The organism is Streptomyces sp. NPDC094032 (genome assembly GCF_040303965.1).
Classification (GTDB): Bacteria; Actinomycetota; Actinomycetes; order Streptomycetales; family Streptomycetaceae; genus Streptomyces.
Genome location: NZ_JBEOUE010000001.1, coordinates 573,753 through 588,788, shown reverse-complemented (window position 1 = coordinate 588,788; position 15,036 = coordinate 573,753). Strand labels below are relative to the sequence as shown.

Sequence of the window (15,036 nt, the reverse complement as noted above, 5' to 3'; positions counted from 1 at the left end):
GGCCCCGAACCGGTCAGGGAGTCGGTGGCTGGGCGTATCCGTTCTGGTGTGCCCACGCGACGGCCTCCGCCCGGGTGCGGGTGCCGATCTTCGCGAAGAGGTGGTTCACATGGGTCTTGACGGTCGACTCGCCGATGTGGAGGCGACGCCCGATCGCGCCGTTCGACAACCCCTGCGCCATCAGCCGCAGGACATCCACCTCCCGCGCGGTCAACTCCCCCGTGGCGGGCCGCGGTTCCTCCCTGGCGCGGCCCGCCGCGTCCAGGAGGTGCTGGTGGACGGCGGGTGCCAGCGTGGTGTGGCCGGTGACGGCGGCTTCGAGCGCGCGGACGATCTCCGCCTTGCCCGCGTCCTTCGTCAGATAGCCGCGGGCCCCGGCCCGCAGGGCGTCGAGGATGAGGGGTTCCTCGGCGTACGTGGTGAGCACGACCACGGCCGTGTCCGGGTACTCGGCGGTGACGCGCGCGGTGGCGGCGATCCCGTCGGTCCCCGGCATGCCGAGGTCCATCAGGATCGCGTCCGGACGCAGCGCGGCGACCTGCTCCAGGGCCTGCCGGCCGTCGGCGGCGCCGCCGACGACCTCGATGCCCGGCATCAGGTCGAGCAGCGTCATCAGGCCCTCGCGGACGACTTCCTGGTCGTCGGCGACCACGATGCGCAGGCTCACGCGTCCACCTCCGCCCGCACGGTCCAGCCCTCGGGTCCCGGGCCCGCCGACAGCGTGCCCCCCACCAGGCGCAGCCGCTCGCGCATGCCGGCCAGCCCGTAGCCGCCGGAGTCGCGTGGCCGTACGGGCGCCCCTGCGGGGGCCGGCGGCGCGGAGCGGACCGTCAGCCGGACCCGGGCCGGCTCGTACGCGAGGGTGACGTCGATCTCCTGGCCGGGCGCGTGCTCGGCCGCGTTGGTCAGGGCCTCCTGCGCGACCCTCAGGAGGCAGAGCGACACGTCCTGGGGCAGCGTCCGCACCTGGCCGGTGACCTCGGCGCGCACCTCGCCCGTGTGGCGTTCGCGGACGCCGTCCACCAGGGCGCGTACGGCGTCGGCCAGCGGCGCGGTGTCCGCGCGCAGCGCCGTGATCGCCCGGCGCGTCTCGGTGAGCCCCTCCACCGCGATGCGGCGCGCTCCGCGTACCAGCTCGGCGGCCCGCTCGGTCCTCGGCGGATCCGCCTCCAGCAGCGCGTCGACGGTCTCCAGCTGCACGGCCAGCGCGCCGAGGGAGTGCGCGAGGACGTCGTGGATCTCCCGGGCGATGCGGGCGCGTTCGTCCAGCGCCGCGGCCTTCTGCCGCTCGGTCTGCATCTGCTCGCTCTGGTCGAGCAGGAGCTGTGCCTGCCGGTGCTGGATGCGGGTGCTGCGGAGGGTCAGGCCGATCACATGGAACGTGATCGTCGTCGCCGTCCAGATGACCACCTGCCACCAGTCGGAGCCGGCCGACCCGACCAGCAGGTTGCCGCAGGCCACGGCCAGCACTCCGGCGGTGAGCACGGCCACGCCCGCGAGGACGGGCCCGCGGGCGGCGGCGGCGAGGACCGCGGCGAACAGCAGCGGCACGGTCGCGGCCGCGAGCGACGGCTCCCAGGTCACCACGAGGCCCGCCGCCGTGGCGGTCGCCCCGAGCAGCAGGGGCCGCACCGCGCGGCGGGGCCCGGTGTCCGGGTGCGGGGCGGCCCGCAGTTCGGCCAGGCACCAGAGCGCGTACGCCGCCCACCCCGCGAGCGCCACCCACCCGGCGGCCGGCGGCTCCACCGCGCCCGCCACCCAGGCCCGTACCCCGGCCCCGGCGGAGGCACACAGCACCAGGCCAAGGACCAGCGCCCTGACCAGAGGGCCACGGGCGGGAACGATCAGACGCATACCGCCACCATGCCACGCCCCCGACCGCCTCTCCATCGGGTCGAGGGTGTCCTCGGTATGAAGGGGGTGGAGGAGGGTGGAGATGAGGGTGGAGAAGGGGGGTGGAGCAGGGCGGGGGCCGGGGGTCCACCCTGCTCGGTCGGTGGGCCGATGTGCCGGCGTGGGCGAAACCGGAAGCTCGAAGAGTCACCTCGTTCACCATCGGAGGCACCTCTCATGAGTCTCACCAGCGCCCTCGTCATCAACGCCGTCGTCCTGGCCGCCGTCCTCGGCTCCGACCTGGGCCACCGCCGGTTCGACAGCAGGAGCGTCCGGCGGTCCCTGATCATCTGCGCCGCCGTCGCCGCGTACTTCGTCCGGGACTTCTACACCAGCGGCACCGGACTGGTCGTGCAGATCACCGGTGTGGCCGCGGGTGTCCTGGTCGGTCTGCTCGCCGTCTCCCTCATGAAGGTGACCCGGCACCCCGACGACACCGTCCACACCTACGCCGGGGCCGCGTACGCCACGGTCTGGGTCGGCATGTCCGTCCTCCGGTCCCTCATCTCCATCGGGCTCACCTACTGGTTCGGTACGGCGGTGGGCACCTGGCTCGTGGAGCAGGGCGCCGCGCCCGCCCAGATCACCGGGATCATCACCAACTTCTTCGTCTTCATGGCGGTCACCGCGATCATCACCCGCTCCCTCGCCATCCGCGCCCGCGCGGCCGCCCTCCCCGCGACGCGCGCGTTCACGGGGTGACGATCGGGAAGTCCGGGTCGGGGGTGTCCAGGACCGCCAGGAGGCGGGTCAGGAGAGAGGGGTCGCCGGTCATGGTGATGCCGGCGGTCCCCTTTCCGGCGAGCAGGGCGAGGAGCTGGGGCTTGGTCATCGTCATGGTCAGGCCCGCGTCGGGGGCGGGTCGGGTGTCGGTGGTCCAGGTCAGGAGGCCGTTGGCCAGGCGGAGGTGCCAGTAGGTGCCGCCGATGCGCCAGTCGACGGCGAGGCGCAGCGACCACGCCCTGGGTCCGTCGACGCGGACGGCCATGCCGTCGATCAGCTGCCCGACGGTGAGGGCCATGTACATGTCGGGGCCGAGGGTGGCGCTGGTGCTCGGCGTGACGCCGTGGAGGAGTTCCTGGGCGCCGGTCAGGTAGAAGTTGCGCCAGACGGCGTTCTCGGCGCCCTGGCCGAGGCGGGTGTAGAGCGCGGCGAGCTGGCGCTTGGCCCTGGCGTCGTCGGGGTCGTTGAAGACGGCGTGGTTGAGCAGGGTGACGGCGAAGCGCAGGTCGCCCCGGTCGGCGTAGTGCCGGGCGCGGGCCCGTACCGCGGCCTGACCGCCGAGGGACTCGACCCAGCGGCGGGCCTCCTCCACCGGCGGGTGCTGCCACAGGTGGGCGGGATTGGCGTCGAACCAGCCCATGTAGCGCTGGTAGACCGCCTTGACGTTGTGGCTGATCGAGCCGTAGTAGCCGCGGTTGGCCCACACCTGGTCCAGTTGGGGCGGGAGGGTGAAGTTCTCGGCGATCTCGGTGCCGTTGAGGCCCTTGTTGATCTGGCGGACGGTCTGGTCGTGCAGATATCCGTAGAGGTCCCGCTGGTGCGTGAGCAGGGCGACGATGTTCTCGGCGCCCCACGTGGGCCAGTGGTGGGAGGCGAAGGCCACGTCGGCCGTTCCGGTGTACAGGCCGATGGACTCGGTCAGGTAGCCGGCCCAGGCGTGGGCGTCGCGGACCTGGGCGCCGCGCAGGGTGAGGATGTTGTGCATGGTGTGCGTGGCGTTCTCCGCCATGCAGACCGCGCGCAGGTCGGGGAAGAGGAAGTTCATCTCCTCCTGGGACTCGGTCCCGGGGGTCATCTGGAACCGGATGCGGACCCCGTCGAGGGTGACCTCCTGCCCCGTGGCCCCGATGTACTGGGTGGGGGCGAGCAGCCCGACGGTGCCGAGGGAGACGTTGAGGCCGAGTCCGCAGCCCACCTGGGCGGCGGCGCCCGTGGGCAGCTGGGCGCCGTACATGTAGGCGGCGCGGCGGGCCATCGCGGGCCCGGCGTAGACGTTCTCGCTGACCGCGTGCTCCATGAAGCCCTGCGGGGCGAGGATCGGTATGTCCCCGGCGCCGTCGGGCAGGACGCCGCGGCAGCCGCCGAAGTGGTCGACGTGCGGGTGGGTGTAGATCATCGCCCTGACCTGGCGGTCGCCGCGGTGCTCCCGGTAGAGCCGGAGCGCGGCGGCCGCGGTCTCGGCGGAGATCAGCGGGTCGATGACGATGATGCCGGTGTCGCCCTCGACGATGGTCATGTTGGACAGGTCCAGGCCGCGGACCTGGTAGATCCGGTCGGTGACCTCGTACAGCCCCTGCCGGGAGAGGAGCCGGGCCTGCCGCCACAGGCTCGGGTCGACGGTGTCGGGCGGGGTCGCGGCGTCGGCGCCGGTCAGGAAGCGGTACGCGTCGGGGTCCCAGGCGGTCTTCCCTGCGGCGGTGGTGATCGGCCCGCCGGTGAACGCGGCGACGAAGCCCCGGTCGGCGTCGGTGAAGTCGGCCTCGTCGTCGTAGGGCAGACCGTCGGTCCGGGTGGGCGAGGGCGTCGTGGGGTGCGGGTGACGACGTCCCGGGAGCGCCTCGGCGGTCTGCGGGTTCAGCGCCACGGCCGCCGCCGCGGCGCCCATCGCGGCGGCGACGAAACCGCGCCGGTCCATGGGGGTCATTGCAGTACGCACCCTTCTCGTCGGTCACGGCACGGTGGGGAGACCGCGGCCGGGGGGCCACTATTGCAGTACGACTGCAATAGGAGTCAAGGGTCGTACGGAAGATCCGGGAGGCGCGACCGACCGGTCGGCCGGCCGCCGCGCGGGATCAGCGCCCGATCGGCGCCCGATCAGCGCACGATCAGTCCCCCACCGCCCCCAGCAGCGCCCGAAGCGTCCGGCGGAGTGCCGAGCCGGTGGCCGGTACGTCCAGGCCCCGGCGGGTGCGCAGGTGGTCCCAGGCCGCCCAGGAGGACGCGGCCTCCAGGGCGTCGAGGAGGCCCCCGGGCCGCCGGGCCCCGGGCACGCGCCGCAGTTCCGGGGCGAAGATCGTGGCCAGGTCGTCGCGGAACCAGGCGTCTCCGCGCGCCATCACGAGCCGCAGGCCCGGGGAGCCCGCTTCGAGGCCGAGCCCCACCTTGCGGATCGGGGTCATCACCTCGTACATCCGGCCGCGCTGGGCGATCAGCGCCCGGATCTTGCGCGGCGGCGCCCACTCGGGCGGCACCGGTTCGGCCAGGGCCCGCCACCGCTCCGCCTGCCGTTCGGCGGCGGCGACGTACAGCGCCTCACGGTCGGCGAAGTGCACGAAGACCGTCCGCTCCGACACCCCGGCCCGCTCGGCGACCGCCTTTCGCGTGGGCTCCGGCTGCCCCTCGGCCACCAGCTCCAGGAGGGCGTCCACGAGCACCGCGTGGGTGTGCTCCGGATCCCGCCGCCACCGGCGCTCCCGCCCCGCCGAGGTTTCCCTGCCGTCCCGTTCACCCTGTGCGCTCACAGCACCCATCGTCGCAGTTCCAGGCACCGGAGGCGGGCGCGGTCCGCCGTCCCGGCCGACCGGCGTCGCCTCTCCCGGCCCCACGTACGCGAAACGGCGGTGCGTCCATGCAGCGATCCTCCGCGAGGAGCCCTGGCCGACGTACGAGACCGGCGACACCTTCGTCTCCGACGCCGACGAGGACGCGGCGGTCGCCGCGCTCCGTGCCCGACGTTACTTCCGCTACGACGACCGGCCGTTCGAGGAGACCCACAACGGGCGCCTGGAGCAGCGGATCACCGAGCTGCTCGGCACCCGCTACGCGCTGGCCTGCACCTCCGGTACGGCGGCCATCGCGCTGTCGCTGCTTGCGCTCGGGCTCGCCGGTGGCGTGTTCCGCCTTCACCTTCTCCGCCACGCCGAGCGCGATCCTGCTCGCGGGTCACCGGCCGGTCCTCGTCGGCATGGACGAGGACCAAACACGGGCGAGGGCGGTTTCCTCGTCACCGACGACGCCGAGCTCTTCGCCCGTCAGCGACCGCGAGTTCCCGCACTTCGCGTGGCGCATGGACGAGATCCGCGCCGCCCTCGCCCATTCCATGGTCCGCGCGCTGCCCGACCGTCTCGCCCGCCACCGGGAGAACTACGACGCGATCACCGATGAGCTGGCCCTCCTGGACGGGCTGCGGCTGCGCCGGCCGGTCGCGCCCGGCGCGTACACCGGTCAGTTCCTCACCCTGCGCGTGACGGGGGCGGCCGCCGCCGACGCCGACTGGTACGCGAACGCCCTGCGCGCCGAGGGCATCGCGGCGACGGCGCTCGGCAGCAGCCGGCGCCCCAACGCCCGGGCCTTCTGGAACTGGGCGTACCTGCTCGGCGCCGACCCGGCCACCGCCCGCGCCCACCTTCCGCACAGCGCCCGCAGACTCGGCGAAGCCGTCGACATCCCGCTGTCCGCGCACCTCACCCCCGCCGACCGCGACGACCTCGTCGACGCGATCGGCAAAGTCCACACGGCGTGGACCGTGCGCGGGCGCAGGCGCGGGGCGGGCGTGTCCACGGCCCTCGGGCACACGCCCTCCTGACGGCACGGCAGCGCGGTCACGACGCCGATCGCCGTGATGTGGCGTCATGTGCGCATGCGTCCGATGCGCCCCGTCGGGGCGGCCGGCGGCGGACGAAGAAACGTTCTCCGGCGACGGCCCGGCGTGGAAGGCGGGCTTCCGTCGGCGGCCGCGGATGCGGCGCGAGGCATGTGAGCTGGAGGTTTCGGGATTCCGGCGATGGCCGGGCGCCCCGCCGTCGGGGCGGTCGGCCGGGCGGCTGTCGTGCTGGGCCGGCAAACGAATCCGGTCAGAGGTCTTCCAGAACAATGCGACATGTGAAATTTTACACGTCACGTAACAGTCGCCCGTGTGTCCCCGCACGCGGCCTCAACGGCCCCGGAGGCCCCCACAGATGCATCCCTTCCGGATATCGAAGTCCCGCGCGCGAAGACTTCCCGTCCTCGGCGCAGCCGCCTTCCTCGCGCTCGGCCTGTTCGCGCCGCAGGTCCAGGCCGCCGCCGGCGCCGCCGCCCCGGCCGGCGCGCAGACGCGGAACGCCGCTGCCTCGGCGCCGCGCGCGATCCCGGTCCCCAAGTCGCCCCATGCGATCAGCAGCAAGCCCCGCTTCCGGCTGTCCTCGCAGGACACCGCCGAGGAGTCCGGCCCGGCGTCGGCGCCCGCGGCCACCGCCACGGCGAGCAGGTCGGCGTCCCTCGCCGCCGCGGACGCGTGTCCCGACCTCTCCGGCGTCATCAACTCCACGGGCGCCGCGCTGGTCCAGCAGCTCAAGGCGCTGCCTCAGATCACCTGTACGTACCCGCTGTTCAACCTCACCGGCGACAACGCGCAGAAGGCCTTCCGCGAGCCCCAGATGGTGACCGTCGCCAACGCGCTGCGCGACGCCTCCACCACGTACGCGGGCGACAACCGCGCCGCCATCGGGCAGCTCGTGCTGTTCCTGCGCGCCGGCTACTACGTGCAGGACAACAACGCGGCCGTCGTCGGCCCCTACGGCACGGCCCTCGACGGTGCCGCGCGCGGCGCCCTGGACGCCTTCTTCGCCGCGCCGCGCAGCAAGGACGTCACCGACGCCAACGGCGAGATCCTCAACGAGGTCGTCACGCTGATCGACAGCACCCAGACGGCCGGCCGGTACGCCGGTGTCGTCAAGTGGCTGCTCGGCAGCTACGACGGCACGTGGCCGAGCCAGATGAACCTCTCCATGCAGCACGTCGAGTGGGTCGTCGAGAACGGCTTCAAGGCCAAGAACGACGGCCGCGGCTGGCGGGCCGCCCTCAAGGCCGACCCCGCCATCCTGGACACCTGGGCCGGCTTCATCACCCGCAACGGCGCGCAGCTGAACCGCCTCGACGTCGTCAGCAACGTCGGCCGCTACCTCGGCTACGCCCTCGACATCCCCGAGCTCAAGGACCGCGTCCGGCCGCTCCTCAAGGACCTGATCAACCGGTACCCGAACGTCGGCCCCACCGCCCCGATCACCATGAACCTGGGCTGGTACACGCGCCAGTACGACAAGGGCAACTGCGCCGCCTACGCCATCTGCGACCTCGGCCAGCGCGTACTCCCCCAGGTCCTGCCCATCCAGAAGACCTGCAACGACGGGCTGAAGATCCGCGCCCAGGACGTCTCCCCCGACCAGCTGACGAGCACCTGCACCAGCCTGGTCAACCAGGACGCCTACTTCCACCGGATCATCGGCGACAAGGGCGCGATCCCCGGTGACGTCAACACCAACCTGGAGGTCGTCGTCTTCGACGACTACACCCAGTACGCGCTGTACGCCTGGGCCATCTACGACATCGACGTCGACAACGGCGGCATGTACGAGGAGGGCAACCCGGCCGTTCCCGGCAACCAGGCCCGCTTCATCGCCCACGAGGCCAGCTGGCTGCGCCCGGAGTTCCAGATCTGGAACCTCAACCACGAGTACACCCACTACCTCGACGGCCGCTTCAACATGTACGGCGACTTCGAGGCGGGCATGACCACGCCGACCATCTGGTGGGTCGAGGGCATCGCCGAGACCATCTCGTACGGCTACCGGGGCGAGCGCAACGCCGACGCCATCGCCGAGGCCGCCAAGAACACGTACAAGCTCAGCGAGTTGTTCGACACGGTCTACGGCCAGGAGGAGGACCCCGAGGTCAACTCCAACCGGGTCTACCGCTGGGGCTGGCTCGCGGTCCGCTACATGCTCCAGAAGCACCCCGCGGACGTCCAGACCGTGCTCGGCAAGTACCGCGCCGGTGACTGGGCCGGGGCCCGTACCCTTCTGAAGCAGACCATCGGCACCCGCTACGACGCGGACTTCGCGACCTGGCTTTCGACCGACTGCGCGACCAACGACTGCGGCACCCTGCCGGACGCCTCCACGGCGACTCCCGTGCCGCAGTGCACGCTCAGCGACCCGCGCCAGTTCGACCAGAACTGCCGCCGGGACGGTCTCGCGGCCGCCGCGGGCAACTACAGCTACCACTTCGTGTACCTGCCGGCCGGCGTCAAGCAGCTGACGATCACCAGCAGCGGCGGCACCGGCAACGCCGACCTGTACTACGGCGGCGGCAGCTGGGCCACCACCACCGCCTACCAGGCGAAGTCCACCAACGCCGGTAACGGCGAGACCCTGACGATCGACAACCCGCCGTCCGGGTGGGTCTACTTCAGCCTCGCCGCCGCGCAGGACTTCAGCGGTGTGAGCCTCTCCACGCAGACCAAGTAATCCGCCGTATTCCGAACGGAATGACATAAGGGCGCCTGTCCGGGTATTTCCCCGGGCGGGCGCCTTTCGGCCTGAAAAGGCATTCTCAATCGGCGGTCCCGGGTGCTCCGGGAAGATCGCGGAGGCCCCGCAGGGGGCCCAGGAGGAGGAATCCGCCGGCGGCCAGCAGCGCGGCCGTCACCACCCACATCGTGGCGCGGGCACCCAGCAGGGTGGCGAGGGAGCCGCCGAGGAGGGCGCCCAGCGGGATGGTGCTGTAGTTGAGGAACAGGGTCGTCGCGGTGACCCGGCCAAGGAGTTCGGGCGGGCAGTACGCCTGCCGGAAGCTGACGATGACGACGTTGCAGGCCACGACCCCGGCGAACATCACGCCCGTGCCGAGCACGAAGAGGAGCAGCCTCGGCCCGTCACCGGCGAGCGCGGCGAGCAGACCGAAGGGCGCGGCCGTGAGGTGGACGACCAGCAGGGCACGGGCCGTGCCCAGACGGCGGGCGAGCCGGCCGGCCGCGAGACCGCCGAGCACCCCGCCGAGGCCGCCGCAGGAGACGAGCCAGCCGAGCGTGTCGGAGCCGACGCCGACGGTCCGTACGAGGAAGACGATCTGGACGGCCTGGAAGCCCGCCATCGCCAGGTTGACCGCCGCGCCGAACGCGGTGACGGCCCGGACCCACGCGTCGCCGGCGACGAAGCGCAGCCCGTCGGCGATCTCGCGGCCCAGCCGCCTGCGGGGCGCCGCCGGGGCGGGGCGCGGTCGCTCGGCGCGGATCGCCGTGAGACAGAGCGAGGACACCACGAAGGAGGCCGCGTCGAGCAGCAGTCCCGGCGCGCTCCCCACGGTCTGGGCGATCAGCCCGCCGAGCCCGGGGCCCGCCACCCTCGCCGCCTGGTCCCCCGCCTGGAGCCGCGCGTTGCGCTCCATCAGGGCGTCCGTGGCGACCAGTCGGGGCAGATAGGCCGAGTACGCGGTGGAGAAGAAGACGGCGGCGGTGCCCGAGGCCAGGGCGGCCGCCAGGACGTGCACCATGGTCAGCGCCCCCAGCCACCAGGCGAACGGCACGCTCACGAACACCGCCGCGGAGACGGCGTTGCACACCAGCATCACCCGGCGTGGGGCGAGACGGTCCACCCATGCCCCGGCGGGCAGGCCGATGACCAGCCACGGCAGCCATGGCGCGGCCGTGAGCACGCCCATCATGAACGGCGAGGCGTGGAGCGAGCCGACGGCCACGAGCGGCAGCAGGACCGAGGTCACGCTGGTGCCCAGCTTGCTGGTGGTCTCGCCGACGAGCAGCAGCCGGAAGTTCCGGTGCGGGCGGTGGCCCCGGCCTTTCGCGGACTGCGCGGTGGTTGGCGTGGCGGACACCGGCACGGCCTCCGGACTCGTATGACGCGGCAATGACGCGAACGGAATTCCGAACGCGTCTCAGCGTATGCGTGGGGACCGTGAGTTCGGGACCGGATCGTACAAGTTCCACGCCCTGGAAACCAGGGTGGCCATTTCCCGTTGGTGCCGCTTAGGCTCGACCGCGTCCGTCACCAACGCGCATGACCTCGCGGGAGGACAGAGCCCGGATGACCAGTCCACGCCCGCTGCTCGACCTCTTCGAGGAGCGTGCCGCGTCCGCCCCGGACGCCGTCGCCGTCGTGTTCGGGGCGGACGCGGTCCCGTACGCGGAACTCGACGCCCGCGCGAACCGGCTGGCCCACGTGCTGGCCGCGCGGGGCGCCGGTCCTGAGACCGTGGTCGCCTCGGCGCTCGACCGCTCGGTGGAGCTGGTCGTCGCGGTCCTCGCGGTGCTGAAGACCGGGGCCGCCCACCTCCCCGTGGACCCCCGGTACCCGGAGCGGCGCATCGCCCACATCCTGGGCGACGCCGCGCCCGCGCTGCTCCTCGCGGACTCGGGCACGGTCCTCCCGGCGGGCACCGCCGTGCCCCGCATCGACGTGGACGACATCCCCGACACGGCCGACACGGCCGACATGTCCGGCCCGCCGGGCGGCGCCCGGCGCGACGAGGACGGTCTCGCGGCGTACGTCATCTACACCTCCGGGTCCACCGGCGTGCCCAAGGGCGTGGTCGTCACCCGCGCCGGGCTCGCCAATCTGGCCGCCCACCAGCGCGACACGCTCGGGGTCGGCGCGGGCAGCCGGGTCCTCCAGTTCGCCTCGCCCGGCTTCGACGCCTTCTTCTGGGAGCTGGCGATGGCGCTGTCCGCCGGGGCGGCGCTCGTCCTGGCGCCCGCCCTGAGCCTGCTCCCCGGGCCCGGTCTGCGCCGGCTCGTCGACGAACAGCGGATCACCCACGCGACCCTGCCCCCTTCGGTGCTGCGGGTCCTGCCGTCCGACGCCCTGCCGCACGTCCGTGTCCTGGTCGCCGCGGGCGAGGCGCTGGACGCGGAACAGCGGCGGCGCTGGGCTCCCGGGCGGACGCTGATCAACGCGTACGGACCGACGGAGACCACGGTCTGCGCCACCATGAGCGGGCCCCTCGCGGAGGGCTCGGACCCGCCGCCGATCGGCGGGGCGATCCGGGGCACGCGGCTCCATGTCCTCGACGCCGCCCTGCGGCCGGTGCCCGCCGGAACGGTCGGCGAGCTGTACGTCGCCGGGGCCGGGCTTGCGCGCGGCTATCTCGGCCGGGCCGGTCTGACGGCGCAGCGGTTCGTCGCGGACCCGTACGGACCGGCCGGGACGCGGATGTACCGCACCGGCGACCTGGTCCGCCGGACCGAGTCGGGCGAACTGGAGTTCGTTGGTCGTGCGGACGACCAGGTCAAGGTGCGCGGGCACCGGATCGAGCCGGGCGAGATCGAGGCCCGGCTCGCGGGCCACCCCCGGGTGTCCGCCGCCGCGGTGACCGTGCGCGAGGACGCGGACGGCGACCGGCGGCTCATTGCCTACGTCCGGCGCGAGCCGACGGACTCCGACCGCCCGAGCGACGCGGACCGGGTCGCCGCGTGGCGACGGGTCCACGACGCCGTCCCGGCCGACGCGTCGGCGCCCCTCGGCGAGGACTTCACCGGGTGGAACAGCGCCTACGACGGCAGCCCGCTCCCGCCGGAGCAGTTGCGGGAGTGGCGCGACGAGACGGTACGGAGCATCCGCGCCCTGCGGCCCCGCCGGGTCCTCGAACTCGGCGTGGGCAGCGGGCTGTTGCTGTCCCGTCTCGCCCCCGAGGCGGAGGCCTACTGGGGGCTCGACCTGTCGCCCCGGGTGATCGAGCGGCTGCGGCAGCAGGTGGACGGGCGCCCGGAGCTGTCCGGCCGGGTCGTGCTGTACAGCCGCCCGGCCGACGACCACGAGGGCGTCCCGCGCGGGTACTTCGACGTGGTCGTCCTCAACTCCGTCGTGCAGTACTTCCCCAGCGGCCGGCATCTCGCACACGTCCTCGGGCTCGCGGCGGCCGCCCTGCGGCCGGGCGGTTCGGTGTTCGTCGGCGACGTCCGGCACCTGGGGCTGGCGGAGGCCTTCCACGGGGCGGTCGCGGCCCGCACGACGGGGGCCACGTCGCCGGGCGGCCCGGAGCATCGCCGTGAGACGGCACGGGGTCTGGCCACGGAGCCGGAGCTGCTGGTGGACCCGGAGTTCTTCCGGTCGCTGACGGTCGGGGGCGGGGATTCCCGGGGTCGAGGGGATGCCGGGGGCGCCGGGCACCCCGGGCATCCCGGGGAGGCCGGGGATGCCGGGGACGCCGGGCATCCCGGGGAGGCCGGGGATGCCGGGGACGCCGGGCATCCCGGGGAGGCCGGGGATGCCGGGGAGGCCGGGGAGGCCGGGGGCGCCGCAGATACCGGGGATGCCGAGCATCCCGGCGATCCCGGGCACCCCAGACCGCCCTTCGCCACCTGCGACATCCGCCTGAAGCGCGGGACCCACCACAACGAGCTGACCCGCTACCGCTACGACGTCGTCCTGCGCCGTACCGCCGACGCGCGGCCCCGCTCCCGAGCGGTTGCCGAGCTGCTGTGGGGAGCGGACGTCCGTACGGTCGGCGGGCTCGCCGACGCCCTGCGGGAGCACCGTGCCCAGGACGCCTCGCCCGTCCGGGTCGTCGGTGTGCCGAACGCGCGCCTCGCCGAGGACCTGCGCGCGGCGGGCGGGTCGCCGGGCGCCGGTGCGGACCCGGAGGAGCTGGCTCGGCTTGGCGAGCGGCTCGGGTATGGCGTCGTGGTGCGCTGGTCCGCGAAGGCGGGGCCCGAGTACGTCGACGTCGAGTTCCGTACCGGGGAGCGGGAGTTGCCCGTGGGGGCCGGGGCCGAGCCGATGGTGGATCCCGAGCGGCATGTCAACGTGCCCTTCGCGGCGTCCGACGACGCGGAGTTCGTCCGGTCGGTCACCGCGTGGGCGGGCGCCTACCTCCCCGCGTACATGATGCCGTCCGCGATCGTCGTCCTCGACGTCTTCCCGCTCACCCCGCACGGCAAGCTGGACCGGGCCGCGCTGCCCGCCCCGCGCGGCGACCGGCCAGGGACCGGCCGCCGGCCGCGTACCTCGCGGGAGGTGGCGCTGTGCCGGATGTACGCGGAGGTCCTCGGGCTCCCCGAGGCGGGCGCGCCGGACGCCGTCGGCATCGACGACGACTTCTTCGAGCTCGGCGGCCATTCGCTGCTCGCCACCCGCCTGGTGAGCCGGGTCCGCGCCGAGCTGGGCGTGGAGCTCCAGGTGGGCGCGGTCTTCGAGGCGCCCACCGTGGCCGCCCTCGCGGACCGGCTCGCGGGGGCCCGCAGGGCGAGACCGGCGCTGCGGAGGATGCCCCGCCCCGACTGACGGCGGCGCGGGCCCGTCCTGATCAGCAACGACAAGGGTTACCGAGGGATCCCCTATGGACTTCAGCCTCTTCTACTTCGCCGACGACAGCACGGCGGACGGCGGCGCCGGACGGTACGAACTGCTCCTTGAGGGCGCCCGCTTCGCCGACCGGCACGGTTTCCGCGCGGTGTGGACGCCGGAACGGCACTTCCATCCCTTCGGCGGCCTCTACCCGAACCCGGCCGTGGTGGGCGCCGCCCTCGCCATGGTCACCAGCACCCTCGCCATCCGCGCCGGGAGCGTGGTCGCGCCCCTGCACCATCCGCTGAGGATCGCCGAGGAGTGGGCGGTCGTGGACAACCTGTCCGGCGGGCGGGCCGGGGTGTCCCTCGCCTCCGGATGGCACCCGGTGGACTTCGCGCTGAGCCGGACACCGTACGAGGACCGCAAGCGCACCCTTGCCGACACCATCGAGCAGGTGCGCGGGCTGTGGCGCGGGGACGCCCTCGACGTCGTGGACGGCAACGGCGCCCCGGCGACCGTACGGGTCTTCCCGCCGCCGGTCCGGCGGGAGCTGCCGCTGTGGGTGACGAGCGCGGGCGACGCGGAGACCTTCCGTACGGCGGCGACGGCCCGGGCCGGGGTCCTCACCCATCTCCTGCACCAGGACGTCGACGAGCTCGCCGCCAGGATCGCCGCGTACCGGCGGACGGCGCGCGAGGCCCACGACGGCTGGGAGGGACATGTCGTCCTGATGCTGCACACCTTCCTCGGCGCCGACCGCGACGAGGTGCGCGCCACCGTGGAGGAGCCGCTGCGCGCCTACCTCAGGAGCTCGGTCCATCTCCTGGCCCGCTCCTTCGGCGCCCTCGACCCGGACTTCGACATCGACGCGCTGGAGGACGAGGACCTCGACTTCCTCGTCGACCGCTCCTTCGACTCCTACTTCGAGGAGCGGGGGCTGTTCGGGACGGTCCAGGACGCGACGGCGACGGTCGAGCGGCTGCGCGGGATCGGCGTGGACGAGATCGCCTGCCTGATCGACTTCGGCATCGAGACCAAGACCGTACTGGACGGGCTGCGGCACCTGGACGCCCTCCGCGTGGCATCCGCGGCGCACTGACCCGAGCACGGCGAGACCCCAGCACAGCGAGACCCGAGCACA

The 15,036-nt window shown here is 73.4% G+C and carries 10 protein-coding genes and 1 pseudogene; 6 read left to right on the top strand and 5 right to left on the bottom strand.

Annotated elements, in window-relative coordinates; all coding sequences use genetic code 11:
- Positions 1-13 precede the first annotated feature (13 nt).
- Positions 14-667 (bottom strand): response regulator, encoded by a 654-nt coding sequence (locus tag ABTZ54_RS02300; protein WP_351655964.1) that lies wholly within the window; start codon positions 665-667, stop codon positions 14-16.
- Complete coding sequence (locus ABTZ54_RS02295) at positions 664-1,854, bottom strand: sensor histidine kinase (RefSeq protein WP_351655957.1); 1,191 nt, start codon at positions 1,852-1,854, stop codon at positions 664-666. Before ABTZ54_RS02295 ends, ABTZ54_RS02300 begins: the two co-directional genes overlap by 4 nt.
- A gap of 216 nt (positions 1,855-2,070) precedes the next feature.
- On the opposite strand from ABTZ54_RS02295, the gene ABTZ54_RS02290 reads away from it, so the two are divergent.
- Positions 2,071-2,595: a hypothetical protein gene (locus tag ABTZ54_RS02290; protein ID WP_351655952.1), complete on the top strand. Its 525-nt coding sequence runs from the start codon at positions 2,071-2,073 to the stop codon at positions 2,593-2,595.
- Here the strand turns inward: ABTZ54_RS02290 and ABTZ54_RS02285 are convergent.
- Positions 2,585-4,540, bottom strand: coding sequence for an alkyl/aryl-sulfatase (locus ABTZ54_RS02285; RefSeq protein WP_351655946.1), 1,956 nt, complete (start codon positions 4,538-4,540; stop codon positions 2,585-2,587). The two genes, ABTZ54_RS02290 and ABTZ54_RS02285, sit on opposite strands and share 11 nt — an antisense overlap.
- Positions 4,541-4,721: 181 nt before the next feature.
- A complete protein-coding gene (locus ABTZ54_RS02280) occupies positions 4,722-5,357 on the bottom strand; it encodes a TetR/AcrR family transcriptional regulator (protein WP_351655942.1) in 636 nt (211 codons plus the stop codon).
- On the opposite strand from ABTZ54_RS02280, the pseudogene ABTZ54_RS02275 reads away from it, so the two are divergent.
- From ABTZ54_RS02275 to ABTZ54_RS02265, 3 genes and pseudogenes are all read left to right on the top strand, one after another.
- A pseudogene (locus tag ABTZ54_RS02275) lies at positions 5,278-5,670 on the top strand (hypothetical protein); the annotation flags it as partial. The gene ABTZ54_RS02280 and the pseudogene ABTZ54_RS02275 overlap by 80 nt on opposite strands.
- A 52-nt stretch (positions 5,671-5,722) precedes the next feature.
- The gene (locus ABTZ54_RS02270) at positions 5,723-6,421 is read left to right on the top strand and encodes a DegT/DnrJ/EryC1/StrS family aminotransferase (RefSeq protein WP_351656476.1); all 699 of its coding nucleotides are present in this window, start codon (positions 5,723-5,725) and stop codon (positions 6,419-6,421) included.
- Between the two features lie 373 nt (positions 6,422-6,794).
- Positions 6,795-9,122, top strand: coding sequence for a M9 family metallopeptidase (locus ABTZ54_RS02265; protein WP_351655939.1), 2,328 nt, complete (start codon positions 6,795-6,797; stop codon positions 9,120-9,122).
- An 85-nt stretch (positions 9,123-9,207) separates the two neighbouring features.
- On the opposite strand, the gene ABTZ54_RS02260 is transcribed toward ABTZ54_RS02265, so the two are convergent.
- Complete coding sequence (locus ABTZ54_RS02260; protein WP_351655935.1) at positions 9,208-10,485, bottom strand: MFS transporter; 1,278 nt, start codon at positions 10,483-10,485, stop codon at positions 9,208-9,210.
- Positions 10,486-10,712: 227 nt separating this feature from the next.
- On the opposite strand from ABTZ54_RS02260, the gene ABTZ54_RS02255 reads away from it, so the two are divergent.
- Both ABTZ54_RS02255 and ABTZ54_RS02250 read left to right on the top strand, forming a co-directional pair.
- Positions 10,713-13,889, top strand: coding sequence for an amino acid adenylation domain-containing protein (locus ABTZ54_RS02255; protein ID WP_502997170.1), 3,177 nt, complete (start codon positions 10,713-10,715; stop codon positions 13,887-13,889).
- 55 nt (positions 13,890-13,944) lie between these two features.
- Positions 13,945-14,994 carry a MupA/Atu3671 family FMN-dependent luciferase-like monooxygenase gene (locus ABTZ54_RS02250; RefSeq protein WP_351655926.1) on the top strand — a complete coding sequence of 350 codons (1,050 nt, stop codon included), beginning with the start codon at positions 13,945-13,947 and terminating at the stop codon, positions 14,992-14,994.
- The last annotated feature ends 42 nt before the right edge of the window (positions 14,995-15,036 follow it).

Coding starts and splice junctions, on each gene's coding strand:
- ABTZ54_RS02285 (WP_351655946.1), bottom strand. CDS start 4,540: ATGACCCCCATGGACCGGCGCGGTTTCGTCGCCGCCGCGATGGGCGCC.
- ABTZ54_RS02295 (WP_351655957.1), bottom strand. CDS start 1,854: ATGCGTCTGATCGTTCCCGCCCGTGGCCCTCTGGTCAGGGCGCTGGTC.
- ABTZ54_RS02290 (WP_351655952.1), top strand. CDS start 2,071: ATGAGTCTCACCAGCGCCCTCGTCATCAACGCCGTCGTCCTGGCCGCC.
- ABTZ54_RS02265 (WP_351655939.1), top strand. CDS start 6,795: ATGCATCCCTTCCGGATATCGAAGTCCCGCGCGCGAAGACTTCCCGTC.
- ABTZ54_RS02250 (WP_351655926.1), top strand. CDS start 13,945: ATGGACTTCAGCCTCTTCTACTTCGCCGACGACAGCACGGCGGACGGC.